At 69.5% G+C, this 24,582-nt stretch carries 19 protein-coding genes and 1 pseudogene; 6 read left to right on the forward strand and 14 right to left on the reverse strand.

Features of this window, described 5'->3' with window-relative positions; all coding sequences use genetic code 11:
• The gene (locus MJQ72_RS02525; protein WP_240597371.1) at positions 1-1,866 is read right to left on the reverse strand and encodes an ABC transporter ATP-binding protein; all 1,866 of its coding nucleotides are present in this window, start codon (positions 1,864-1,866) and stop codon (positions 1-3) included.
• Between the two features lie 146 nt (positions 1,867-2,012).
• On the opposite strand from MJQ72_RS02525, the gene MJQ72_RS02530 reads away from it, so the two are divergent.
• Complete coding sequence (locus tag MJQ72_RS02530) at positions 2,013-3,314, forward strand: glycosyltransferase family 87 protein (protein ID WP_240597372.1); 1,302 nt, start codon at positions 2,013-2,015, stop codon at positions 3,312-3,314.
• Here the strand turns inward: MJQ72_RS02530 and MJQ72_RS02535 are convergent, their stop codons facing one another.
• From MJQ72_RS02535 to MJQ72_RS02560, 6 genes and pseudogenes are all read right to left on the reverse strand, one after another.
• The gene (locus tag MJQ72_RS02535) at positions 3,315-3,524 is read right to left on the reverse strand and encodes a helix-turn-helix domain-containing protein (protein WP_003071237.1); all 210 of its coding nucleotides are present in this window, start codon (positions 3,522-3,524) and stop codon (positions 3,315-3,317) included.
• Between the two features lie 178 nt (positions 3,525-3,702).
• Positions 3,703-5,331, reverse strand: a complete 1,629-nt coding sequence (locus MJQ72_RS02540) for an ABC-F family ATP-binding cassette domain-containing protein (protein ID WP_038515461.1) — start codon at positions 5,329-5,331, stop codon at positions 3,703-3,705.
• Between the two features lie 142 nt (positions 5,332-5,473).
• A pseudogene (locus MJQ72_RS02545) lies at positions 5,474-6,141 on the reverse strand (acVLRF1 family peptidyl-tRNA hydrolase).
• A 237-nt stretch (positions 6,142-6,378) separates the two neighbouring features.
• A complete protein-coding gene (locus MJQ72_RS02550; RefSeq protein WP_240597373.1) occupies positions 6,379-6,687 on the reverse strand; it encodes a hypothetical protein in 309 nt (102 codons plus the stop codon).
• Positions 6,603-9,272, reverse strand: coding sequence for a S8 family serine peptidase (locus tag MJQ72_RS02555; protein WP_240597374.1), 2,670 nt, complete (start codon positions 9,270-9,272; stop codon positions 6,603-6,605). The genes MJQ72_RS02550 and MJQ72_RS02555 overlap by 85 nt, the downstream gene beginning before the upstream one ends.
• 177 nt (positions 9,273-9,449) lie before the next feature.
• On the reverse strand, positions 9,450-11,012 hold the full coding sequence (locus tag MJQ72_RS02560; protein ID WP_240597375.1) for a deoxyguanosinetriphosphate triphosphohydrolase family protein: 1,563 nt from the start codon (positions 11,010-11,012) through the stop codon (positions 9,450-9,452).
• 43 nt (positions 11,013-11,055) lie between these two features.
• Here MJQ72_RS02560 and MJQ72_RS02565 point away from each other — a divergent pair, with 43 nt between their 5' ends.
• Together MJQ72_RS02565 and MJQ72_RS02570 are read left to right on the forward strand one after the other, a co-directional pair.
• A complete protein-coding gene (locus MJQ72_RS02565) occupies positions 11,056-12,183 on the forward strand; it encodes a lycopene cyclase family protein (protein WP_240597376.1) in 1,128 nt (375 codons plus the stop codon).
• Between the two features lie 72 nt (positions 12,184-12,255).
• Entirely contained in the window at positions 12,256-13,938 is a 1,683-nt protein-coding gene (locus MJQ72_RS02570) for a GGDEF domain-containing protein (protein ID WP_240597377.1), read from the forward strand.
• Positions 13,939-13,972: 34 nt separating this feature from the next.
• Here the strand turns inward: MJQ72_RS02570 and MJQ72_RS02575 are convergent, their stop codons facing one another.
• The 3 genes from MJQ72_RS02575 to MJQ72_RS02585 all read right to left on the reverse strand — a co-directional run bounded on the left by MJQ72_RS02575 (position 13,973) and on the right by MJQ72_RS02585 (position 17,266).
• Entirely contained in the window at positions 13,973-15,133 is a 1,161-nt protein-coding gene (locus MJQ72_RS02575; RefSeq protein WP_240597378.1) for a sulfotransferase, read from the reverse strand.
• Positions 15,134-15,317: 184 nt separating this feature from the next.
• Positions 15,318-16,100, reverse strand: coding sequence for an SDR family oxidoreductase (locus tag MJQ72_RS02580; protein ID WP_240597379.1), 783 nt, complete (start codon positions 16,098-16,100; stop codon positions 15,318-15,320).
• Positions 16,097-17,266 carry a hypothetical protein gene (locus MJQ72_RS02585; protein WP_240597380.1) on the reverse strand — a complete coding sequence of 390 codons (1,170 nt, stop codon included), beginning with the start codon at positions 17,264-17,266 and terminating at the stop codon, positions 16,097-16,099. Before MJQ72_RS02585 ends, MJQ72_RS02580 begins: the two co-directional genes overlap by 4 nt.
• Positions 17,267-17,353: 87 nt before the next feature.
• Between MJQ72_RS02585 and MJQ72_RS02590 the strand changes: the two genes are divergently transcribed.
• On the forward strand, positions 17,354-18,232 hold the full coding sequence (locus MJQ72_RS02590) for a helix-turn-helix domain-containing protein (RefSeq protein ID WP_240597381.1): 879 nt from the start codon (positions 17,354-17,356) through the stop codon (positions 18,230-18,232).
• A 57-nt stretch (positions 18,233-18,289) separates the two neighbouring features.
• Here MJQ72_RS02590 and MJQ72_RS02595 read toward each other — a convergent pair whose 3' ends face one another.
• Positions 18,290-18,757, reverse strand: coding sequence for a nuclear transport factor 2 family protein (locus tag MJQ72_RS02595; protein WP_240597382.1), 468 nt, complete (start codon positions 18,755-18,757; stop codon positions 18,290-18,292).
• Positions 18,758-18,834: 77 nt separating this feature from the next.
• On the opposite strand from MJQ72_RS02595, the gene cysD reads away from it, so the two are divergent.
• Entirely contained in the window at positions 18,835-19,743 is a 909-nt protein-coding gene (gene cysD / locus MJQ72_RS02600; protein WP_240597383.1) for a sulfate adenylyltransferase subunit CysD, read from the forward strand.
• The gene (gene cysC / locus MJQ72_RS02605; protein ID WP_240597384.1) at positions 19,743-21,569 is read left to right on the forward strand and encodes an adenylyl-sulfate kinase; all 1,827 of its coding nucleotides are present in this window, start codon (positions 19,743-19,745) and stop codon (positions 21,567-21,569) included. Before cysD ends, cysC begins: the two co-directional genes overlap by 1 nt.
• A 73-nt stretch (positions 21,570-21,642) precedes the next feature.
• Here cysC and MJQ72_RS02610 read toward each other — a convergent pair whose 3' ends face one another.
• From MJQ72_RS02610 to MJQ72_RS02620, 3 genes are read right to left on the reverse strand one after another with little or no spacing between them, the layout of a single operon-like run.
• A complete protein-coding gene (locus MJQ72_RS02610) occupies positions 21,643-22,680 on the reverse strand; it encodes a serine hydrolase (RefSeq protein WP_240597385.1) in 1,038 nt (345 codons plus the stop codon).
• 18 nt (positions 22,681-22,698) lie between these two features.
• Positions 22,699-23,352 carry a response regulator transcription factor gene (locus MJQ72_RS02615; RefSeq protein WP_240597386.1) on the reverse strand — a complete coding sequence of 218 codons (654 nt, stop codon included), beginning with the start codon at positions 23,350-23,352 and terminating at the stop codon, positions 22,699-22,701.
• Positions 23,349-24,578: a sensor histidine kinase gene (locus tag MJQ72_RS02620; protein ID WP_240597387.1), complete on the reverse strand. Its 1,230-nt coding sequence runs from the start codon at positions 24,576-24,578 to the stop codon at positions 23,349-23,351. The genes MJQ72_RS02615 and MJQ72_RS02620 overlap by 4 nt, the downstream gene beginning before the upstream one ends.
• Between the last annotated feature and the right edge of the window lie 4 nt (positions 24,579-24,582).

A 24,582-nucleotide genomic window follows, 5' to 3' on the forward strand; every position in this document is an offset into this window, starting at 1 on the left:
TCACGCGGCCGCGGGTTCCTCCGAGAACTGCGTCAGGTACAGCGACGCGTAGCGGCCTTCGCGCGCGAGGAGCTCTTCGTGCGTCCCCCGCTCGACGATCTCCCCGTGCTCGATCACCAGGATCTGATCCGCTGCGCGGACCGTCGACAACCGGTGCGCGATGACCAGCGCCGTCCGCCCGTCCAGCGCGTCGGTCAGCGCTTCCCCCACGGCCGCTTCGGACTGGGAGTCCAGATGCGCGGTCGCCTCGTCGAGGACGACGACCCTCGGCTGTGCGAGCAGGAGCCGGGCGATGGTCAGCCGCTGCCGTTCGCCGCCGGAGAGCCGGTAGCCGCGCTCCCCCACCACGGTCTCCAGCCCGTCCGGCAGGTCCCGGATCAGCTCGGCCAGCCGGGCGCGGTCCAGCGCCGACCAGATCTCGGCGTCGGTGATCCCCGGCCGCGCGTACTCGAGGTTCGCGCGGATCGTGTCGTGGAAGAGGTGCCCGTCCTGGGTCACCACGCCGACGGTTTCCCGCAGCGAGGCGAACTCCAGCTCGCGAACGTCCACATCGGACAGGCGAACCGAACCGGCATCGACGTCGTACAGCCGCGGCAGCAGCGAGGCGATCGTCGACTTGCCCGCGCCCGACGATCCCACCAATGCCACCATCTGCCCGGGTTCGGCGCGGAAGCTGATGCCGTGCAACACCTCCTCGCCACCCCGGTGATCCAAAGTGGACACATCCTCCAGCGACGCCAGCGAGTACCGGTCCGCCGCCGGGTAACCGAACCGGACGTCCGAGAACTCCACCGAAACCGGGCCTTCGGGAACCCGTCGCGCGTCCGGCTTCTCCTCGATCATCGGCTTGAGGTCGAGCACCTCGAAGACCCGCTCGAACGACACCAGCGCCGTCATCACGTCCACCCGGACGTTCGCCAGCGCGGTCAGCGGCGAGTACAGCCTGGTCAGCAGCAACGCCAGCGCCACGACGGTGCCCGGCGCGAGCGCCCCGGTCAGCGCCAGATAGCCGCCCAGCCCGTAGACCAGCGCCTGCGCGAGCGCGGAGACCGTGGTCAGGCTGGTCAGGAACCAGCGCGTCAGCATCGCCGTGCGAACACCGATGTCGCGCACCCGTCCGGCCCGCGCGCCGAACTCGCCGGTCTCGCGCTCCGGGTCGCCGAACAGCTTCACCAGCGTCGCGCCCGGCGCGGAAAACCGTTCGGTCATCTGCGTGGTCATCGACGCGTTGAGCCCGCCGGCCTCCCGCTGCAGCCCGGCCATCCGCCGCCCGAGCCGCCGCGTCGGCAGGATGAACACCGGCAGCAGCACCAGCGCCAGCAGGGTGACCTGCCAGGACAGCGTCACCATGACCACCAGCGACAGCGCCAGCTGGATCACGTTGGTGACCAAGCCCGACAGTGTCGCGGTGAACGTGCGCTGCGCGCCGATGACGTCGTTGTTGAGCCTGCTCACCAGCGCGCCGGTGCGGGTGCGGGTGAAGAACGCGACCGGCATCCGCTGCACATGGCGGTACACCGCGAGCCGCAGGTCGAGGATGATCCCCTCGCCGATCCTCGACGACTGCGCCCGTTCGGCCAGCCCGAGCCCGGCGTCGATCAGGGCCAGCGCCGCGATCACCACGGCGAGCCACACCACCAGCGCGACGTCGCGCCCGCCGACGATCGCGTCGACCACCTTCCCGGCCAGCACCGGCGTGCTCACCGCCAGCACCGCCGAAACGACGGTGAGCACCAGGAATATCATCAATCTCCGCCAGTGCGGCCTGGCGAACCGCGCGACGCGGCGGAGCGTCCCCTTGTGCAGCCCCTTCGGAACGTCGGCGGATCTCATCGCCGAGTTCATCAGCGCGTACGTGTTGTCCATGAGAACCCTCTCTCAGCCCCCAAAACCTCGATATTAGTCGAGAGTTTTCCCGGATATAAGCAAGACCAACACCGCGGCGCACCGGATGCTTCCCGGTTTCCGCGTCCTCTTTCCGGCGGGCGTGGCCGCGTCGGTAGCCTGAGCCTGTGACCAAGGACCCAGACCGGCGGCGACTGACCATCGACCTGGTCTTCTACACGGGCTGCCTGATCTTCGCCGTCGTGAACACCGCCGTCGCGGAATTCTACGGTTATCGCGTGTGGGCGAACTTCGCTGTAGCGGGTTACGGGCTCGCCGTGGTCCACACCGGCTGGCTGACGATCGCCGCGCGGCGCGGCAAGCGGCTGCCCGGCGCGCTCGGTTCGCGGTGGATCGGTATCGGCGCCATCGGCTTGTTCGCCATGATCCTTCCGTTGGGAATGCTCGTCATTCGCCGTCTGACCGGAGTGGACTGGCTCATCACGCCGGTCTCATGGGCCGCGCAGCCCGAGGTCTGGGTCATCGAACGGTCGGCGAAACTCCTTCTGGAGAACGGAACCCCGTACGTCGACGTCACCGCGCTCGGTCGCGCGGTGGAAGTAAACGATTACACGCCATACGGTCCGGTGATGACCGTCTTCGGCCTGCCGCGCGCCTTGCTGGGCGGCGGGCCGGTCGCGAACGCCCTCACCGACGCGCGCTGGATGTTCGCGCTGGCGGCCGTCGCGTGTGTACTGCTGACGCTGCGGCTGCTGAAGTGGCCGAAAATCCCCGTCAGCGCGGCACAACTCGCGCTCGCCTGCCCGCTGACCGCGCTGACCTGGGCGGTCGCCGGCCCGGATCTGGCCATCGTCGGGCTGCTGGTGCTGTCCTTCGCGCTGGCCACGACGGGCCGCGTGGTCCTGTCGGGCCTGGTGCTGGCCTTGGTGGTCAGCGCGAAACTCATCGTCGCGCCGGCGATCGTGGTGCTGGGTGTCCTGGTGATCACGCGGCGTGGCCCTCGCGCACTGGGCGGATTCGCCGCGGCACTCGTGGTGACGACCCTCGTCCTGCACGTACCCGTGTACCTGGTGGACCCCAAGGCGTTCGTCGAGCACGTCTTCCGGTTCCCGCTGGGAATCGGCGTGATCAAGTCACCGGCGGCGAGCCCGTTGCCCGGCCACCTCATCGCCTCGCTCGGCCCGGTGGGCACGGCGGTTTCCTTCGCCCTGCTCGGGATCGCGGCCGTCGCGATCCTTCTCTGGCTGCTGCGACGCCCGCCCGCGACCGGTTCGGACGCGTTGCTGCGCATGGCCGTCGGGCTCGTCGCGCTGATCATGCTCACTCCGGCGACGCGGTACGGCTACCTGGTGTATCCGCTGGTCCTGCTCGGTGCCAGGCTGGCCTTCCTGGCCGCGGAAACCCGTGAAACAGCGGTCCCTGGAAAGGGAACTGCGCCCCCCGCGCAGCAGTCCGCTACTTCCTCGTGACTACTTCTTCTTGACCCTGGTGGCACCGCCACGGCCGCGCAGCTGGACGCCGGACTCCGAGAGGACCCGGTGCACGAACCCGTACGAGCGGCCCGTGGACTCCGCGAGAGCGCGGATGCTCGAGCCCTTCTCGTATTTCTTCTTCAGGTCAGCGGCCAGCTTGTCACGCGTGTTGCCGGTGATCCGCGCGCCTTTCTTGAGATCAGCCACGTCGATCGCCTTCCCGCCGAGAGTGTTCTGGGCCACATAACGGCCCCTGTCGCCGCAATGATCGAACACTGAGCGCCGGAATGCCAGACGACGAGCGCAAAACTGCTGAAACCGCGATCACATTGGGCCATTTCAGTGGCCGGATGGCATCGATCAAGCACCCGAACGGACGCAGGGCTCACGCAAGCTGGACAAGTTCCAGATAATCCGCCGACCAATGGTCCTCGGTTCCGTCCGGCAGGAGGATCACGCGTTCCGGCTCCAGCGCCTCGACCGCGCCCGGGTCGTGCGTCACCAGGACGACCGCTCCGGCGAAGCTGCGCAAGGCGTCCAGGACCTGGGCACGGCTGGCCGGGTCCAGGTTGTTCGTCGGCTCGTCGAGCAGCAAAACGTTGGCAGCGCTGGACACCAGACCGGCGAGCGCGAGCCGCGTCTTCTCGCCGCCGGAGAGCGTGCCGGCGGGCTGATCGAGCTGCTCGCCGGTGAACAGGAACGAGCCGAGAAGGTTCCGCAACTCCTGCGCGCCGGTGTCCGGCGCGAGGTGACGGATATTTTCCCACACGGACGCATCATGGTCGAGCGTTTCGTGTTCCTGTGCGTAATAGCCCAAACGCAATCCGTGACCTGGAATGGTCTCGCCGGTATCCGGAGTTTCCATTCCGCCGAGCAGCCGGAGCAGAGTCGTCTTTCCGGCACCGTTCAATCCGAGCACGACGACCTTCGAACCACGGTCGATGGCGAGGTCGACCCCGGTGAAGATCTCGAGCGAGCCGTAGGACTTCGAGAGCCCCTCCGCGGTGAGCGGGGTCCGGCCGCACGGGGCGGGCTCGGGGAACTTGATCCGGGCGACCTTGTCGGCCTGCCGGGTCTCGTCGAGCGCGGACAGCATCTGCTCGGCGCGGCGGGCCATGTTCTTGGCGGCCACGGCCTTCGTCGCCTTGGCACCCAGTTTGGCGGCCTGCTGCTGCAGCGCGGACGCCTTCTTCTCGGCGTTCGCGCGTTCGCGACGGCGGCGCTTCTCGTCCGTGGCGCGTGCGTCGAGGTACCGCTGCCAGCCCATGTTGTAGAGGTCGAGCTCGCCGCGGGTCGCGTCGAGGAACCACACCTTGTTGACCACGTCCGCGAGCAGTTCGACGTCGTGGCTGATGACCACGAGACCGCCGTCGTGCTGCTTCAGGAATCCTCGAAGCCAGTTGATGGAGTCGGCGTCGAGGTGGTTGGTGGGCTCGTCGAGCAGCAGGATCGTTTCGGACTTGCCGCCCGCGCCCGCTTCGGCGGCGGCGAACAGGATCCGGGCCAGCTCGACACGGCGTCGCTGACCACCGGAGAGCGTCTGCAGCGTCTGCGCGAGCACCCGGTCGGCGAGGCCGAGGTTGGAACAGATCCGCGCGGCCTCACTCTCGGCGGCGTACCCACCGAGGGAGGCGAAGCGCTCTTCGAGACGGCTGTAGCGGTTGACCGCCTTGTCGCGTTCCTTCTCGTCCACCAGCTCCGACATCGCGTTCTGCGCTTTTTCCATGTTGCGCAGCAACGAGTCGAGGCCGCGCGCGGAGAGCACACGGTCCTTCGCGGTGACGGACAGGTCGCCCTCACGCGGGTCCTGCGGGAGATAGCCGAGCTCGCCGCTGCGGCGGACCTCGCCCGCGTACGGCTCGCCCTCCCCCGCCAACACCTTGAGCGAGGTGGTCTTGCCGGCGCCGTTGCGGCCGACCAGGCCGATGCGGTCGCCCTGCTGGATGCGGACGTTGGTGTCGTCGAGCAGGATGCGCGAACCAGCGCGCAGCTGCAGGCCAGAGGCCGTGATCACGGGAACTCCCGGTACAAGGGGTGGATGAGCGGACAGCTTCGACTCGCCGGCCGACGGGCCGGCGAGGAGCTACTCCAAGAGGATGTCCACGCGATCAGTGTACGGGCCGGTGTCGAACGGTTTTATCGGACCGTGCCCGACGTCACGGCCCGGCGAGGGTGATTTCGACCGCGACGGCCCGTTCCGCCGCGTCTTCGAGCACCGTGCGGCGCGGTTCGGGGATGTCGAGAACGCGGGGCTCGGCACGCCGGAACAACGGGGTCAGCCGCCTGTCCTCGCGGAGGGTGTCCACGGCCCGGCGGTCACCACCGAGGACGACTGCGTCCACTTCGGACAGTTGAGGGACGAGCACCTCGAAGGCGTCGTCCGCCGCGGAGCGGAGCGCCGTGCGGGCCTGCCCCTCCCTGCGCCGCGCGAACCGCTGCTGCGACCACCCGCCCGCCGCGGACCGGCCTTGGACGAGATGCCGGTCCGTCCTGGACTGGACGAGCACTCCCCGCGCGCGATCCCGACGCTGTGCCCGCCGCGGCGCACCAGCAGGAGCGCGATCCGCCGCGAGATCAGCGCGTGCTCGACGAGCGGGCCGACGGCCAGTCCCGTCACTGTTCCTTCCGCCCGCAGCGGTCCGAAAGGGACGGTCGCGACGGCGACGACGCCGTTTCCGGCGACGACGGTGACGGTGTCCGGCTTCAGCTCCGTCGAGCGCACGCCGTCGTTGCGGACGGCGAAGCGGGCGTACCAGCCTTCGAGGCGCTCCGGGGCGACCTCGACCGCCCGGCCCCCGCCCGCCACCTGCCGCTCCCTCGCCATGGGTCCAACCTACGGGGCACGGGCGGATCGGCAACACCGCACTCGCGTGCTCGAAGACGTAACTCGCGTGCTTGGAGACGTAACTCGCGAGTTACGTCTCCAAGCACGCGAGTGTCGCGTTCAAGCACGCGAGTTACGCCTTCGCGCCGCGGGCCCCGACGCGTGTGAAGGCCTCCTTCCCTCGGCTGAGCCAAGGGAAGGAGGCCTTCACACACAAACCAGAGGACTAGACCGGCTTCACCGGCCCTTCCCTACGGACTTCCCGACGCTCGCCGGCCGCTCAGCCACGCCAGGCTGCACGAAACCGTTGATGTGCAAGGAAATCGAGCGGATCGACCCGGTGTCGCCACCGGCGACGTCGACCGCGGTGAACTTCCACGTGCCGTCGGCCGCCGCACCGGCCAGGCCGCCGAGCGCCTGCGCCGGCTTGTAGGTGCCGGTGAACGGCGCGTTCGCCGCGCTCACCGAGCTGAACGCGGCGGCCGCGTTGTCGGCGAAGACGACCTGGCACAGGTTGTTGCCCGAGCCGCCGCTGCGCTGGAACACGGTCGCCTTCGCCCCGCGGGCGACGTCAGCGTGCCGACCAGGTCACCGGCGTACGAGTGGTTGATGCCCACCGTCGTCGAGGTCTGGTCGGTGTTGCAGGTCGCGCCGTCCACCGAGAACGTCAGCTTCGACGCGCGTCCGACGCCGCTCACCGTGATCGGCACGGTCACACCGGTCGGGTCGCTGTCCGGGATCGCCACCGCGTCACCGGCGTAGGCGAAGTTCTGCGTCACCGGCGACGGGGTGCCGACCGGCAGCGAGAACGTGGACGTCGTCGGCGAGTACGAACCCGCGAACGTCACGCGCGCGTTCAGCACCACCGGCACCCCGAGTTCCTGCGTGGCGGGGACGGTGATCGTGAAGTCGTTCACGCCGGTCTGCCCGGGGCTGATCGTGCCGTACGACTTCGACCGCGGCGCCACCGTGACACCGGGGGTCGGGCTGGAGAGCACGACGCTGGTGGACGTCGCGGTGCCGTCGCCGCGGTTGGTCACCGGCAGGGTCACCTTGGCGGTGTCGCCAGGGTCGAGCGCGGAGCCGCCGTCGGCCGGGGTGACCGTCGGCTGCCCTGCGGACGCGAGCGGCTGCGGGCTGGCGCCGGTGTAGGCGAGCACCTTGTCGGCGAGGATGACGCCCGCGCCGCTGGAGTCGTCGCGGCCGGGGGCCAGGATGTCGACGGCGGTGGTGATCAGCGCCTCGCGCACCTCGGCCGGGGGCAGCCCCGGGTTGCCCGAGAGCACCAGGCCCGCGATCGCGGCGGCGTGCGGCGCGGCGGCCGACGTGCCGTAGAACGTGGTGAAGCCGGTGACGCTGGTGGAAACGCCGTCGGCCGCGGTGATGTCCGGCTTGGCGCGGACCTCACCACCGGTCCCGGACACGTCGCCCGGGGTGATCGGCGTGCCGTCGGCCTGGTAGAACATCCGCCGCGGACCGTCCGAAGTGAACCGTTCGACCTTCGACGTCGTGCCGAACGCGCCCGGGAACGGGCCAGCCGGGTTGGCCGGGTCGCCCGGTTCGAGGGCACGGGGGAACGCCTTGGCGGCCGGTGCGGCCGCGACGCTGAAGGCGTCCCGCGCGGCCGAGTGGCCCACGGTCACGCCGGGTTTGGTGTAGGCCTTGAGGCCGTCGGCCGAATCGGTGAACCGGCCGCGCAGCGCGGACAGCGAAAGGTAGCGGCCCTCACCGGAGAACTTGACGATGGCCAGCCGCAGCCCGGCGACGCCCGTGGTGTCCACCCGTTCGTAGGCGTCCTGGGTGCCGGTCTGGACGTCCTGGCTGAAGTCGACGACGTTGCCCGCCGCGTTCAGCAGGTACAGGTCGTAGTCGTTGTTCGAACGGCCCAGCGGGTCCGACCAGAACAACGTGACCGGCACCCGGCCCGACGCGCTCGACAGCGGCTGGAAGACCTGGTTGCCCTCGGCGCCGGCGAAGTTGTGCGCGGTACCGGCGTATTTGCCGATGCTCTTGCCGGAGTCGACGAAGTCGCCTTCCCAGTGGCCCGAAGTGCCGTCGGCGACGTTGCCCTCGTTACCGGCCGAGGAGAAGTACAGCGCGCCGTTCGCGGTCACGTCGTTCACGGCCTGGGCGATGATCCAGTCCTGGAACGGGGATTCCTTGAAGTACAGGACATCGTCGACGATGACGTCGCAGTGCGCGTCGAAGCGCAGCTTGCGGATGTTGTCGGCGAAACTGGCGTCGGAGTTGAACGCGCTGGCGAAACCGAGTTCCGCGTTCGGCGCGAGATCGTGGATGATCTCGAGCATCGCGGTGCCCTCGTCACCGTCGCCTTCCTGGCCGGGGATCACGTCGACGCCCGCCGGGAGTTCGCCGCGCGCCTGCGAGGTCGCGAGCGAATCGATGCCGTCGGACAGCGCGCAGATCTTCGTGCCCACACCGGTGACACCGAACTGCTGGCGCGCGGTGTCGGCGTTGTGCGCGCGGTCGCCTTCGCTGTTGACCGGCCCGGCCGCGATACCCGGCTGCCCCTTGGCTTCGACGGCCTTCTTCAGCTCGTCCGCGATCCGGGCGGCCTTCTCTTCCTTGCTCTCCCGTTTGCCCGCGGTGGCGGGCTCGGCGAGCTGGCGGGCGGTGAACGCCTCGTTGGCGGTCTCGACCTTCTTGACGTCGGCGCGGGCCGCGATCGCCGGGACCGCGTTCAGCGGCACCTCGGCGCGGACACTGCCGTACCGCTCGGAGACCGCGCGGATCCCCGCACCGGATTCACGCAGTCCCTTGAGGAGTTCTTCCGAGACCTGGCCACGGATGTCCACGAGTACGGTGCCGGCCGCGGAGACATTCGCCCCAGACCCCAGTGCGGGAACCGCGGAGGCCGACATCCGCTGCGCGCGGAGTTTCTGCTCGACGAGCAGTCGGCTGTCCATTTTGGACTCACCGGCGCTCTGGCTCTTCTTGATCGACTGCAGCGCTTCGATCTGCCGGACGGTGTTCGCCGAGAACGCGTCCGGGGACTGCGTGGTCTCCGCCGTCGCGACGGGCGGGCTCACCAGGCCGAGCGCGGTGACGAGGGCCGCGGTGCCCGCGGTCAGGATCGTTCTTCTTCTCCTACTAGAACGGGTTGGACGCACGTGCGCCTCCGATTCCTAGGCGCGTGCCCCGACTCACGCTGACCGACGCCGGCGATCACCGGCTGGATCAAGCTAAGTACCGGGCGTGCACCGGCGGCAGGAGCCGTTCGGGTGACGTCGGATGGAGAATTTCCGGATTCGGCCGCAGGTCGTGGGCCGTTCAGGGTAATCGCGCGATCACAGGACGAAGGAGTCCGACCAAGGCTGCGAAGCACGGCCCGACAAGCCGTCCAAAAGGGTCACCGCCTGCTTGTCCGTCAGCGACGCCACGAAGTCGACGACCGCCCGCCCTCGCGCCAGGCCTCGTACGGCGTCGGCACCGGTGACCGGTTCCCCGGTCGCCCCGACGAGCAGTTCCGGCGACGTCCGCGCCAGCGCGGAGAACTCGGACCGCGCCAGCTCCACCAGATCGTGCAGCCGTCGTGGGAGGCGGTAGAACTCGTCGCGGTCGAGCAGCCACGCGTCGAGCGCGTCGACCAGGGTGGTCACCAGGCTCGCCTGCCCGCGTTGGTGCAGCGCGAGTTCCGGGCGCAGGAGGACGAATTGCCGGTGCACGAACTTCAGCACCTGCACCTCGTGCCACTGCGCGGGACGCAGCGTGAGATGCCCTGTCCGGGTGGAGGGCGACGCCACCACCTGGACACCGTCGACGAGCCGCGCGGTCCATTTCGCGGAGAAGGCGGCGGTGGCCTGTTCGGCCTCGATGGAACCGTCGAACCCGGTGGCGAGCAGACCGTCGACGAGTTCGGCGCGCACCCGGACCACGGCGCTGGTGAAGGCGTCGTCGTCGACGATCCATCCGTCCTTGGCGTGCATCCGGCGGCGCAGCCGTTCCAGCGAACGGCCGGGCAGCCGCCGTTCGGCGGTCAAGGTCGCGTCGTCCAGCGCGGCCAGTGCCACCGCGTGGTCGACCCAGCCGGTGAACTCGGCGGCGACCGGAGCGTGCTGCAGCACACCGATCCGGTGGAAGTCCTGGAGATCGTGGATGGCGTACGCGATGTCGTCGGCGGTGTCCATCACGGACGCTTCGACGGTCTGCTGCCAGGGTTCGATCCGGCCGTCGAATGGGGCCCGCGCGTGGGTGAAGTCGTCGAGTTCGGTGCTGTAGGCGGAGAACTTGCTCGCGCCGGTGCCGGGAGCGTCGGCCGGTTCGGCCGCGCCGCGTGGCTGGACGGGCATCGACGTCGGATGCGGATCGGGCACGTGCAGCCGCGCCCACGGGTATTTCAGCACCGCGGCGCGCACCGCCGTCGTGAGGTCCAGACCGGAAGCGGACGGGCCGCGGACGTCGGTGGTGGTGATGATCCGGAACGATTGCGCGTTGCCTTCGAAACCGTCGGCGAGGCCGAACCGGTGCCGGGCGATCCGGTCCAGGGTCTGCTCGCCGAGGTGCCCGAACGGCGGATGCCCCAGATCGTGCGCGAGCGAGGCGGCCTCGGCGACGTCCGGATCGCACCCGCCCAGTTTCGCGGCCAGTTCGGCGGAATCGCTCGCGGAATTGATCCGCTCGGCGATCGCGCGGGCGACCTGCGCGACCTTGAGGCTGTGGGTGAGCCGGTTGTGCAGGAGCCCGGAACCGCCGGCGCTGACCACCTGCGTCACCCCGCCGAGCCGCGCGAAGAAGGGCGAGGCGGCGATCCGGTCGCGGTCGATCCGGAACGGGCTCGTGGCGAGGTCGGTGAACCCGGCGCTCTCGCTCGCCGGATCGCGCCGCCACGTCCTCGGGTCCGTCTGTTCCATGCGCAACACCGTATCCGTCGGGGCGGCGTGATGAGATACGAAGGTGGCGGACGTGGTGATCGCGGGCGGCGGCCCGGCGGGCCGGGCGCTCGCGCGTGCCTGCGCCCGGCGAGGCCTGGCGACGACCCTGATCGACCCGGCACCGGGGAGACGCTGGCGGGCGACCTACGGGCTGTGGGCCGACGAGCTGCCCGCGCTGCCCCGGAGCGCCGTCGCGTGCGCTCCTTCGGCCACGCTCGCCTTCGGGACCGGACCGCACGTCCTGGATCGTCAGTACCTCGTGGTGGACAACGACGGCCTGCGCCGATGGCTCGACGAGGGCTACGACGTCGTCGCCGGGACGGTGTCCGACGTGGACCATGGCGGCCAAGGCTCGTCAGTGCGCCTCGACGACGGCCAGGTCCTCGCGACAGGTCTGTACGTGGACGCGTCCGGCGTCCGACCGCGGGGGAACCGGTACGAACAGACGGCGGTCGGCGTCGTCCTCCCCGCCGAGGACGCGCTGCGGCTGGCCGAAGGCCCGGACACCGCCGTGTTCATGGACTGGCGGAACACGGAGTCCGGATTCCTCTATGTACTGCCGCTCGGCGACGGCACCGTGCTGGTCGAGGAGACCTCGCTCGCCCGCAAGCCCGGGCTGCCCCTGGACGTCCTGGCGGCGCGGCTGCGCACCCGGCTACGGACCGTCGGCGTGACCTCACGCGGACGCGAGGAGCGCGTGCGGATCGTGCTCGACCAGCCCGTGCCCCGGCGCGGCCGGACGGTGCCGTTCGGGGCCGCCGGAGCGCTGGTGCATCCGGCGACCGGGTACAGCGTCGCGACGTCGGTGCGGCTCGCGGAGCCGGTCGCGGACGCGATCGTCCGGGCTTGGGACCGTGGGCCCGCCGCGGTGGCGTCGGCCGCGCACAGGGCGTTGTGGCCGTCCTCGGCACGCACAGTGCACGGGTTGCGACGGTACGGATTGCGCGCGTTGTGCGGGATGCCGCCCGAACTGGTCCCGGTGTTCTTCGATCTGTTCTTCACGTTGCCCGCGGAGCTCCAGCGCGCATTCACCAGCGGTCGCGAAGATGTTTCGGGTACCGCCGAAGCGATGTCGGCGCTTTTCCGAATGTCACCGTGGCCAGTAAGAAAACACCTGATCGGGTGGCGTGCGTTACGCCGTTCTAGGTAACCCAGGTGCCTTCACGATGAACATCAGTTGACACGTGTTTTGTTTCGCGCCGCCACCGGCGAACATTCGCTTGTGACGTTGCAGATCGCTGTCCGCTTCGCTTACCAGCCGTTGTACAGCCTGCACACCGGCGGCGTCGTCGCGTTCGAAGCCTTGGCGCGGCCGGGCCGTGGTACCGCCCACGAGCTGCTCGCCGACGCCCGGCGCAACGGCAGGCTGGCCGAGGTCGACGTCGGGCTGGCCGCCGAGGCCGTCCGGCAGCTGCGCGAACCGCAGGCCGCCCTCCCCCTGCACCTGAACCTGTCCGCGCGGACGGTGGCGGCGCCGCCGTCACAGTTCGACCCGCTGACCGACGCGCTCAGCCTGGTGGGCCGCCGGACCAGGGACGTGGTGCTGGAGATCGGGCCGCCGTTCACCCAGATCCCCGCCGACCTGCTGCTCACCGGTATGCGGCGGCTCACCGAACTCGGCTTCCGGCTCGCGCTCGACGGCCTCGGCCGCGGCGACCTCCCGCTGACGCTGCTCGCTTCGGCGCCCGTGGACCTGGTGAAACTGGACCGCAGCGTGCTGCGGGGCCTGCCGCACGACCCGGCCGCCGTCGCGGTGGTCGAAGCGGTGCTGCACTTCGCGTCGCGCACCGACAACCGCCTGGTCGCGACCGGGCTCGAGACCACGGAGCAGCTGGAGTCCGCCCGGCGGCTCGGCGTGCGGATCGCGCAGGGCAACCTGCTCGCCCCGCCGGACGGCGACCACGCGCCGCTGCCCGCGCCGGACGCGCCGGGGCCGTTCATCCCCGGCACCGCCCGCGCCCGCCGCGTCGGCGACTTCCTCCGGCCCGCGACCACGCTGCCGGAAGACGCGACCTGCGACGACGTGCGCGAGGTACTGGCCGCCGCCGACGGCCCGAGCGGCATCGTCGGCATCGACGACCGCCACCGTCCACAGTGGTCGATCGACCGGACCCGGTTCCTGGTCGCGGTCACCGGGTTGTACGGCCACGCCCTGCACGCCAAACGGCCGGCGTCGCGGCTCGCCGACCGGCCGCACACGATCCACGCCGACGCGAGCGCGCTCGAATTCCTCGAACTGGTCACCGACGCGGACTGGGGCCGGACCGGCGACGACGTCGTCGTGGTCGACGACCGCGGCCGGTGTGTCGGCGTGGTGCTGGTGAACGAGGTCGTCCGCGGGGTCGCGGAGGCGAAGGTCGAGGAGGCGGTCTCGCTGAGCCCGCTGACCCGCCTGCCCGGCAGCGACGCGGTCGCGAGGGATGTCGACCGCCGTATCAACGCCCGGGAGCCGTTCGTCGCCGCTTGGCTGGACGTCGACTCGTTCAAGACGGTCAACGACACCGCCGGGTTCGCCGCGGGCGACGACCTGATCCGCACACTCGGCCGGACGCTCACCGATCTGGAGGCCCGGCTGCGCCGGATGCGCGTCAGCCACGTGGGCGGGGACGACTTCCTGATCGCCTGCGACGTCGACGAGATCGGCACGGTCGCCGCCGCGCTGCTGGACACGCCGTGGTCGGCCGACGGGCTCCCGGTGACGGTCTCGCTGGCGACCCTGGTGTGCGGGAACGGCGCCATCCGGTCCTACAAGGACGCTTCCCGGCTCCTGGCGCCGTTGAAGAAGCAGGCCAAGGAGGTCCCGGGATCGAGCTGGGTGCTCCGGCGGCCGGGCTCGGACCGCGTCGAGGTGCTGCGCGGGATCACGACGCGCGGCCTGCCCTCGCAACGCGTCGCGGGCTTCTGACCCCTTCCGCGTTTCGTCCTCTGAACGCGGGAGGTCAGAGGTCGTAGGCGGCGCGATAGGACGAGAAGCGCTCGTCGACCTCGCCGGCGGTGAGCCCGAAGTCCGCGAGGTCGTACCGGTGCACGGGTTTCCTTTCGCCGGAACGGCTTTCGGCGTGCACGACGGTCATCGCGTCCCGCGCGGCGTCGCTCAGCGGGAGGCCGAAATGCCGGTAGACGCCCTCGACCGTGCCGATCGGGTCGGCCACGAAATCCTCGTACCGGACATCGCAGAACTGCGCCGGATCATGCCGCTTCCGCGCCTCCAAGGACTTTTCCGCACCCCGCGCCCAGAGATCCAGCTGGCTTCGGCCGATCACGTCGCCGCGGAAGACGTCGGACCAGCCCTCCGAAGCCTGCTCGTTCAGGCTGCACACCGACGCGACGATGGTGCTCGGCGCGCGATGGGTCTGGACGATCAGCGCGTCCGGATACACCTCCAGCAGGGCGTCGAGCGCGAAGAGGTGGCTCGGGTTCTTGAGCACCCAGCGGCGGCCGGCGTCGGGCAGACCGATGAGCTGCAGGTTGCGCCGGTGCCTGCGATAGGCGTCGGTCCAGCTCTGCCCGTCCAGCCACCGCGAGTACGACGGCACGTGCGCGAGGCATTCGTAGGACACCGATTTCAGGGACTGCCGCAGGAGCTGCCAGCATTCCTCGACCTGGTCGGCGGACATGTGGTGCAACCCCATGAACTCGGGATGCTCGACATGATGCTTCTCATAGCCCGCCTGGATCCCTTGGAAGACCGGGTTTTCCGCCCACGTCTCGCGCGGTGGCCGCGGTTGCGGCACCTCGGTCAGCCAGACCTCCAGCCCCTGATGCGCCGGATCCTCGGTGAGCAGCCGGTGCAGGGCCGTGGTCCCGGTGCGCGGCAAGCCGGTGACGAAAATGGGCCGCTCGACGGGAACCTCGGCGTACTCCGGGTTCTGCTTCCACGAGGCCTCGCTCAACGACCTCGCCACCAGTGCTCCGCGCAGGAAGGCGCGATGGATCTTGTTGCCGTACGGGGTCAACCCCGCCTCGCCGGCATACGAATCGAGCAGCACGCCGAGACCTTCGAGATGGTCTTCGTCGCCGAAGTCGTCCAACCCGGTGAGCTTCGCCGCCGACGCGTGCAGATCTTCCACGGTGCCGACGTTTTCCCGCCCTGGCAGCATGTTCTCTCCTTTGGAGCCGGTTGGCGGAGCTGAAGATGGATCTTGAAGGGTGACCGAACGCGTGAACCCGCCCTCGGCCGAAGGCCCCGCTGTCGCGGTGGCAGGGCGCCCTCTCCTCCTCCGTGAGCTGGAAGCCAGCGGCGCCCTGCCGACGTCGATCGCGGACGCGGGTTCCCCCATGGATTCAGTGGTGATATTCACCGGCGTTGACGTCGAGGCACTGGCCGGTGACGCACCGGGCGAGCGACGAGGCGAGGAACACGACGGTGTCGGCGATCTCGTCCGGCTCCGGCAGGCGGCGCAGGTCGATCGTCTCCGCCGTCTCGGCGTACACCTGCTCCGGCGGCACCCCGCGTTCCTTGGCCAGATAAGCGAAATACCATTTCAGCGAGTCCGCCCAGATGTAGCCGGGCGCGACGGAATTGACCCGGATCCCCCGCGGCCCGACCTCCGAGGCGAGGCTCTGCGCGAGCGCGAGCAGGCTCGCCTTCGCCATCTTGTACGCGCCGAACGTCCGCCGGGAATGCCGCAGTACGGCCGAATTGATCATCACGACCGAACCGCCGCTCTCGGCGAGCGAAGGAGTGAACAGCCGCGTGAGCCGCAGGGCGGCGAGCACGTTGGTTTCGAAACCCGCCCGCACGTCGGCCAGGTCGACGTCGGCGAGATCCATGATCGGCGGGATGGCGAAAGCGTTGTTCACCAAGGCGTCCACCCGGCCGAACGCCTTCAAGGCGGCGTCGGCGAGGTTCGTGGCCGAAGCGTCGTCGGTGATGTCGGTGGGCACGGTGACCGCGCGGCGGCCGAGCGCGTCGACCTCCTTCGCGACCTCGGCGAGCCTCGATTCGGTGCGGGCGGCGAGGACGACGTCGGCGCCCGCCGCGGCACAGCGCGTGGCGATGGACCGGCCGAGCCCCGGCCCGACACCGGAAACCACGACCACCTTGTCCCGCAACAGATCCGTCATCCCAGCATCCTCGCCGCGACGGCGGTCTGCCGGGCCGAGATCCGGTCCGCCCATTCCTCCGGGGTCACCCGCGCCTCGTCGTGGAACGGCAACCGGTCGGCGAGTTCGCCGAACTTCACCACCTCGACCTCGGGACCGTCGGCTTCGTCGAGCGCACGGGAGAGGCGCTGCCAGCGGATCTGGACGTACCCGCGGTCGTGCCCGGTGCGTTCGAGCCAGTTGGCCAGCCCCGGGTCGCGTTCGCTGATCACGAAGCGAATCTTGCCGTCCGGGTCGACCCGCGCCTGGTCGGCGGTGAGGCTCGTCTGATGGTTGATGTAGTCGAGCGAGAGGTACCAGACGCTGCCGAGCTGGATGCCCTGATAGGGCGCGTCCGACCGCGGCACCGTCACGATCATGACCTCTTCGTCGCCGAGTTCGTAATGCCCGGCCGACGAATACTGCGTGGTCAGCCCGCCAGGGGTGGGACGTGGCTCGGTCATCGTGTTCACCGGCAGGTTCAGATAGAACCACTTCGGGAAGGCGAGGAAGGTGCGCAGCCTGCTCAGCAGGATCTTGCCGGTGACGCCATAACGCTTGGCCAGCCCGTCGCGGGTGAGCGGCGCGGGCGAGCCGCCCGCGGTGTCGGCGCACTGGATCTGGATCGTGCCGCGGCGTTCCGTGGCCCAATCGCTGTAGACCTCGCGCACCACGAGCATCGACGACCCCGGGCCGAGGACGAAATAGTTGGGGCCCGGGTCGGGTTTGGCCGGTCCGAAGCGGAGCTCGAAAGAGCCGTCTTCGGCGATCTCGATCTGACGGTCGTCGAAGGCGGCGAGGCTGTCCGGCACCTCGACGGGCGAGTAGTCGCCGTTGAGGACCTGGAAGCTGACGTCGGCCGTGCTCCCCCGCGTCCCGGTGACGACGTATTCACGGTCCTCGCGGATGTTCGCGTTGAAGTACAACGTGTCCGGGTTGTCCAGGCCCATCTTCGTGTACGGCCCGGTGGACTGGGTGAAGAACGGATAGTCGCGTTCGTAGGCCCATGCCATCTGCAGAGAGGCGCGGATGCTGCCGGCGAGGTAGTCGTACCCCTCGATCAGATCCTGTTCGGTGCGGATATGCGGCGCCTCCGCGATGACCTTCTCGGCTTCGGCGATCGCGTCCGCCAACGGTTGAGTGAGCACCGGCGACTCCTCATACTGGTACAAATACGTACCGACTTGGTACGTTCTTCGCATCATCAGACTAGAACGCGTTCTAAGGATGGGTCAATGGCCCGGCATTCCCCGCCCACCGAGCGAGTCGTGAAGCTGCTCGACTTCTTCGCCGCGCACCCCGGCCGGCGCTTCGGCCTTTCGGAGCTCGCCCGCGAGCTGGACCTGGCGAAACCGACCTGTCTCGGCATCCTGACCGAGCTGACGACGGGCGGCTACCTGGTCCGAGACCCGCAGCCGGTCACCTACCGGCTGGGGCCCGCGATGGTCGCCGCCGGCCGTGTCGCGAGCGAGGGCTTCGGCGCGAGCGAGGTGGCGCGACGGCATCTGGAAGAGCTGAGCAGGCGCTACGGCGCCACGTGCACGGCGTCGGCCGTGGTCGGCGACCGGATCCTGATGCTGCAGAGCGCCGGTCCGGGCCGGGTCAAACTCGGCGAGACGTATCCGTTCGCGCCGCCGGTCGGCCTGATGTACGTGCTGTGGGATTCCGACGCGGCGTTCGACGCGTGGCTCGCCAAACCCCCGGCGGTGCCGGTGCGGCTGGACGAAGCGCACCTTCGCCGCGTCGTCGCCGAATGCCGGGAGCACGGTTATCTGGTGGAGAGCCTGACTTCCGCGGGGCGGCGGCTCTACGCGCTGATGGCGGGCGTCGGCGCGGAGGAACTGCCGCCGGAGGTGCGGGGCCTGGTGGGAGAACTCGTCTCGAGTCTCGGCGAGCGCGTCTACCTCGGCGCCGATCTGGAGCCGCGCCGCAAGCACGCGGTGAGTCTGCTGGCCGCCCCGACGTTCGACGCTTCCGGGCGGCAGGAACTGGTGCTCACGCTGTCGGTCGGCGAGCCGGTCACCGGCGCCGAGATCGCGCGGCGGGGCGCGGCTCTGGTCGCCGCCGCCGATGCCGTCACCGCCGAATCCGGCGGCCGGCACCCGCGCGTTTAGTCCTCTGGATGCGGTAGTTGCGCGCGCAAGGACCGCATCCAGAGGACTAAACGCGGGTCAGGAGGACCACCGGTTGGCGGTGAGCTTCAGGCTCGGCACGTCGTCCATCGACATCATCGTTTCGTACAACCGGTCGTACTGGGTGGACGCGGTCAGCCATACGCCGTCCACCCGCCGGTAGGTGTCCTCGTAGTACGCCGCGCCCTCGATGATCACCCGATGCTCGGGCACGATCACCTTGTCCCGCATCAGCCAGGTGCCCGTCGCGGTGTCGCCGTCGACGTCGATCTCCGGCTGCCCGGCGAAGTGCACCGTGGTGACGCCGGGGCCGACCGCGTTCCGGAAGAACTCGACGATCGCTTCGCGGCCTTCGAAGGTCAGGGGTTTGCCGTACGACGGCGTTCCGTACCGCGCGTGCACGTCGGCGGTCAGTGTCCCGGCCATCTCGTCCCACAGCTTGAGGTCGAGGCAGCGGAGGTAGCGGGCTTTGAGGCGTCGGATGTCTTCGAGCGCGACCAGGTCCATGCCGACAGCGTCCTCCTCCCCTTGACCAAGCACAAGAACTTGTTCTACTTTTCTGATCTCGAACGACGGAGGTCACGATGGCGTCCCCGGCCTACGAGCTCACCCATCTCGAAGCACTCGAAGCCGAAGCCGTGCACATCTTCCGCGAGGTCGCGGCGACCTTCGAACGGCCCGTGCTGCTGTTCTCCGGCGGCAAGGACTCGATGGTGATGCTCCACGTGGCGGCCAAGGCCTTCTGGCCGTCGCCGCCCCCGTTCCCGGTGATGCACGTCGACACCGGGCACAACTTCGACGAGGTCATCGAGTTCCGGGACCGCACGGTCGGCACATACGGGCTCCGGCTCGTCGTCTCCAGCGTCCAGGACGACATCGACGCGGGCCGGGTCGTCGAAGACCCGAAGGCGGGCCGTAACCGTCTCCAGACCGCCGCCCTGCTGCGCGGGATCCGCGAGCATTCCTTCGACGCGGTCTTCGGCGGCGCCCGGCGCGACGAGGAGAAGGCCCGCGCGAAGGAACGAGTGTTCAGCTTCCGCGACGAGTTCGGCCAGTGGGATCCGCGCAATCAGCGGCCGGAGCTGTGGGATCTGTACAACGGCAGGCATCGCAAGGGCGAGCACATCCGCGTCTTCCCGCTGTCGAACTGGACCGAACTCGACATCTGGCAGTACATCGAAGCGGAGAACATCGACCTGCCGTCGATCTACTACTCGCACCGGCGTCCGGTCGTCCAGCGGGACGGCATGCTGCTCGCGCACACCCGCTTCCTCACCTTGAACGAAGACGAAATTCCTTACGAGGCAACGGTTCGCTTCCGCACCGTCGGCGACGCGACCTGCACCGGCTGCGTCGAGTCGGCGGCGGCGTCACCCGGCGAGGTGGTCGCCGAAGTGGCGGCCAGCAGGCTCACCGAACGCGGCGCCACCCGCGCCGACGACCGGATCTCCGAGGCGGGCATGGAAGACCGGAAGAAGGAAGGCTACTTCTGATGGGCGCTTCACTGGTCCGCCTCGCGACCGCGGGCAGCGTCGACGACGGGAAATCGACCCTGATCGGCCGTCTGCTGTTCGATTCGAAGACGGTGTTCACCGACCAGCTCGAAGCCATCGAACGCACCAGCCGCGACCGCGGCGAGGCGTACCCGAACCTCGCCCTGCTGACCGACGGCCTACGCGCCGAACGCGAACAAGGCATCACGATCGACGTCGCCCATCGGTATTTCGCCACCCCGCGGCGGAAGTTCATCATCGCCGACACGCCGGGACACGTGCAGTACACCCGGAACATGGTCACCGGCGCGTCCACGGCGGATCTCGCGCTGATCCTGATCGACGCCCGCAAAGGCGTGCTCGAACAGTCGCGGCGGCACGCGTTCCTGGCCAGCCTGCTGGGAATCCCGCATCTGGTGCTCTGCGTCAACAAGATGGACCTCGTCGGCTGGTCACAGGAACGCTTCGAGGAGATCCGTGAGGATTTCCGCCGCTTCGCCATGAAACTCCAGGTGCACGACCTCACCTTCGTGCCGATGTCAGCCTTGCACGGCGACAACGTCGTGCACCGGGGCGCCAGTATGCCTTGGTACGAAGGGACTTCCCTGCTGCATCACCTCGAACAGGTGCACGTGGCCTCGGATCGCAACCTCATCGACGCGCGATTCCCCGTGCAGTACGTGATCCGGGAGCACAGCCGCGACTTCCGCGGCTACGCGGGCACTGTCGCGGGCGGGGTGTTCAAACCCGGTGACGAGGTCGCTGTCCTGCCGTCCGGTTTCACCACCACGGTGCGCGCGATCTGGGGGCCTGGCGGCGCCGCGGTCACCGAGGCCTTCGCCTCGCAGGCCGTCACGATCGAACTCGAAGACGATCTCGACCTCGGCCGCGGCGATCTGATCTGCCGTCCCGGCAACCGGCCCCATTCGAGCCGGGACGTCGACGCGATGGTGTGCTGGTTCTCCGAACAAGGCGCCCTGTCCCCCGGCTCGAACTACCTCGTGCGGCACACCACCAGGGAGACCAAGGCCGAGATCCGCGACCTGGACTACCGGCTCGACGTCACCACCCTGCACCGCGACGAGACCGCGAAGTCGTTGTCACTCAACGAAATCGGCCGGATCCGGCTACGCGCCCGGCAGCCGCTGCTGTTCGATTCCTACCGGCGCAACCGATCCACCGGAGGGTTCCTGCTCGTCGACGAGCACTCCGGGGCGACGGTCGCCGCGGGCATGATCACCGGGCCGAGCGTCACCGCGTCGAACGTCGTCTGGCACACCGCCGCGGTCACCAGGGCCGAACGCGCGACGCGCGGGCTCACCGTCTGGCTCACCGGGCTTTCCGCGTCCGGGAAGTCGAGTGTGGCCGTGGAACTGGAGCGGCGGCTGGTGGCGTCGGGCAGGCCCGCGTACCTGCTGGACGGCGACAACCTGCGGCACGGGCTGAACGGGAACCTCGGCTTCAGCCCCGCCGATCGCGCCGAGAACGTCCGCCGCGTCGCCGAGGTCGCGAAGCTGTTCGCCGACGCCGGTGTGGTGTCGGTGGTCTCCTTGATCAGCCCGTACCGGGCCGACCGCGAACTCGCCCGCGCCACGCACGAGGCCGCCGGGCTGCCGTTCCTCGAGATCTTCGTCGACACCCCGCTGGAGGTCTGCGAAGACCGCGACCCCAAGGGGATGTACGCGAAGGCGCGGGCGGGCGAGATCAGCGGGTTCACCGGGGTGGACGCTCCGTACGAGCAACCCGAGAGCCCGGAACTGGTGCTGCGCCCGGAAAACGGGGATCCCGCGGCGATGGCCGCGCTGATCCTCGCCGCCCTGGAGTAGCCGAAGGACGCTTTCCCCGCATCAGATGCGACGAAAGCGTCCTTCGCCGCGTCCTATGTGGCGAAAGCGTCCTTCAGCCGCCGTTGGTCGCCCGGTACGGAGCGGCCGCGTACGTCCGGGCGGTGGCGGCCGTCAGCTTCTCGACCGAACGGAACATCGTCTTGCCGAGCTTCGCCCGCGCCCGCAACGCCGGATGCGTCGCGGCGTAGTCGTCCTTGTTCACCGCCGGATCTCCGGCGAACTCACCGGAGGCGAACAGCGAATAGGTGAGGATCGGCTTGCCGTCCGCGCTGAACATCACGCCGGCCTCGTTGCGGCCGTCGTTGAACCAGCCCGCCTTCGTCGCGACCCGCAACCGCTCGGCCGAGGTCAGGCCCAGCCGCACACCGTCGGTGAACGCGCTCAGCGAACGCAGGATGTTCAGCAGGTACTCGGTCGACTTCGCCGAAAGCAGCGTCCCGCCGACCAGTTTCCGCAGCAGCGTATGAGTTTCGGCCGGGGTCGTCTTGCCGAGGAAGAAGCGGTTCGGGTTCGCGACCGGAACCACCTGGGTGTGCACGAAACCCTTGCCGCGCAGGATCTCGTTGAGTTCCGCGGCCGGGCAGACCAGGCCGCACAGGCGGACGGCGGTGTTGTCGGACAGTGTCAGCAACGCGGCCATCGCGTGCCCGAGCGTCACCGAACTCGGGTACGCGCCGTCGAGGGCGAAGATCCCGTCGGTGTCCTTGATGACGATGTCGGCCGTGACGTCGACACGCTGGTCCAAAGTGAGCAGTCCGCGGTCGATCTTGTCGAGGACCGCGGTCGCGACGGCGATCTTGTTGACGCTGTACGCCTCGACGATCTGGTCGGCCCGCTCGGAGACGGCGGGAACCAGGTTCCCGGCGGAATCCGCGACACTGACGTAGGAGGACCAGGTGCCGCCCGCCTTCCCGGTTTCGCGGGCGTAGACCTGGGAAATCCGGCGCGCGGCGGCCGAAGCGTCGACGGCGGGAGTGTCTGATTCGGACTCTTCGGCGGCTTGAGCGACCTGCGCCGTCCCGAGCACCGCGCCCGCGGCGGCGACCGTGCCCAGCCCCAGCAGGCGACGACGATTGACGTTGGTATCCACGCCGGAACCCTACCGCGTTCAGCCAGCCGGCGTGACGAATCCGGTGTCGTAGGCCTTGATCACCGCTTGCGTCCGGTCCCGCGCGCCGAGCTTCGCGAGCACGTTCCCGACATGGGTCTTGACCGTCTGCACGCCGAGGTACAGCTCACCCGCGATCTCCACATTGGACAGTCCGCCCGCCATCAGCCGCAGCACCTCGCTTTCGCGTTCGGTGAGCCCGGCGCCGGCGAGACCGTCCAGCGGCCCCCGGTTCGCCTGCTGCGCGGCCAGCCGCCGGATCGCCGCCGGGAACAGCAGCGACTCCCCCGCCGCCACGGTGCGGATCGCCGCGACGATCTCCTCGGGACGGGCCCGCTTCAGCAGGAAGCCGCTCGCCCCGGCGAGCAAGGCGTCGTAGACGTAGTCGTCGTTCTCGAAGGTGGTCACCACGATCACCTTCGGCGGATTGTCCATAGTAGACATCAGATGCGTGGTCGCGCGGATCCCGTCGACCGAAGGCATCCGGACGTCCATCAGCACGACGTCGGGCCGGAACCGCGACACCAGCCCCGGCACCTCGGCGCCGTCGGCCGCTTCGCCCACGACCTGCAGGTCGGGTTCGGAGGCGACGATCGCCCGCAGCCCCGCCCGGATGAGCTGTTCGTCGTCGACCAGCAGCACTCCGATGCTCATCGCCGGTTCCCCCATGGCACCGCCACCTCGACCTTCCAGAATCCGTCCGCCCGGCCCGCGGCGATCGTGCCCCCGAGCACTTCCACCCGTTCCGTCATTCCCCGCAGCCCCCGGCCGCCCCCGTCGCGTGACGGCTCCGCGGCGCCGAGCGGGTTGGACACCCGCAGGCGCAACAGCTCCGTCCCGGCGTCGACGAGGACCGTCACCGGAACCTTACCGGCGTGCCGCAGCGCGTTCGTCAGGCATTCCTGCAAGATCCGGTACGCCTCGCGGGAGACGACCGGCGGCACCGAGGACGGCTCACCTCGCACCTCGGCCGAAACCTCGGCACCCGCCAGCCGCGTCGCCTCGACCAGTGCGGGCAACTCCGCGAGCCCCGATTGCGGTGTCCGCGACGACGCCTCGTCGCGCAGCAGCCCGAGCACGTGGTCGAGATCGTCCAGCGCGGCGCGGGCCGAGTCCTCGATCGCGGTGAGCGCCTGCTCGGTGAAATCCGGATCGGACCTCAGGGTGCGCCGCGCCGCGCCGGCCTGGATGGTCACGACGCTCAGCGCGTGCCCGACCGAGTCGTGCAGTTCGCGCGCGAGCCGGTTGCGTTCGGCGAGCTGTTCGGTGCGTTTCTCCAGCTGGGCGATCCGTTCCGCGGCCGAGATCCCCAGCAGGCTCTTGGCGCAGCGGGTCAGCACCGCGCCCGCGCCCCACACGACGTAGGCCAGCGCGACGACGCCGAGCAGGAACGCCACCGGGATCCACGCGCTCGCCCAGCCCTTCGGCACGTCGATCGCGCTCTCGGCGGTCAGCGCGATCCGGCCGCTGAACGGAGCCGCGATCGTGAAACCGAACGCGACCGGGACGAACAGGCTCACCAGGCTGACGACACAACCGGTGATCACGTGCAGCAGGAACATCGCGCTCGAACGCAGGCGCACGGGCCAGCTCCCCGCGGGCCCGAACACGACTCCCGGCACGGGGTCGTCCAGCAGCTCCCGCACGGCCGCGCCTTCCAGCACGCGGACGGCCGGGATGAACGACGACGCGATCATCACCAGGACGACGGTGATCATCCCGATGACAGCCCCGCGTTCCATCGTCACGACGAGGGGCAGCAGCGACGGCACCATGATGGCGGCGAAGAGCACGTACGGCACGCTCAGCGCGCCACCGAGGATGAAGTAGACCCATCGACGATAGGTCGCCCGATCCAGGAGCGGGCCGAAAAGTCGCATGCGC

Source organism: Amycolatopsis sp. EV170708-02-1 (assembly GCF_022479115.1).
Lineage (GTDB): Bacteria > Actinomycetota > Actinomycetes > Mycobacteriales > Pseudonocardiaceae > Amycolatopsis.

Excerpts from the sequence above, each read along its gene's own strand:
- MJQ72_RS02590 (WP_240597381.1), top strand. The coding sequence starts at position 17,354 with ATGGCCCGGCATTCCCCGCCCACCGAGCGAGTCGTGAAGCTGCTCGAC.
- cysD (WP_240597383.1), top strand. The coding sequence starts at position 18,835 with ATGGCGTCCCCGGCCTACGAGCTCACCCATCTCGAAGCACTCGAAGCC.
- MJQ72_RS02575 (WP_240597378.1), bottom strand. The coding sequence starts at position 15,133 with ATGCTGCCAGGGCGGGAAAACGTCGGCACCGTGGAAGATCTGCACGCG.
- MJQ72_RS02615 (WP_240597386.1), bottom strand. The coding sequence starts at position 23,352 with ATGAGCATCGGAGTGCTGCTGGTCGACGACGAACAGCTCATCCGGGCG.
- MJQ72_RS02560 (WP_240597375.1), bottom strand. The coding sequence starts at position 11,012 with ATGGAACAGACGGACCCGAGGACGTGGCGGCGCGATCCGGCGAGCGAG.
- MJQ72_RS02580 (WP_240597379.1), bottom strand. The coding sequence starts at position 16,100 with ATGACGGATCTGTTGCGGGACAAGGTGGTCGTGGTTTCCGGTGTCGGG.
- MJQ72_RS02525 (WP_240597371.1), bottom strand. The coding sequence starts at position 1,866 with ATGGACAACACGTACGCGCTGATGAACTCGGCGATGAGATCCGCCGAC.
- cysC (WP_240597384.1), top strand. The coding sequence starts at position 19,743 with ATGGGCGCTTCACTGGTCCGCCTCGCGACCGCGGGCAGCGTCGACGAC.
- MJQ72_RS02595 (WP_240597382.1), bottom strand. The coding sequence starts at position 18,757 with ATGGACCTGGTCGCGCTCGAAGACATCCGACGCCTCAAAGCCCGCTAC.
- MJQ72_RS02620 (WP_240597387.1), bottom strand. The coding sequence starts at position 24,578 with ATGCGACTTTTCGGCCCGCTCCTGGATCGGGCGACCTATCGTCGATGG.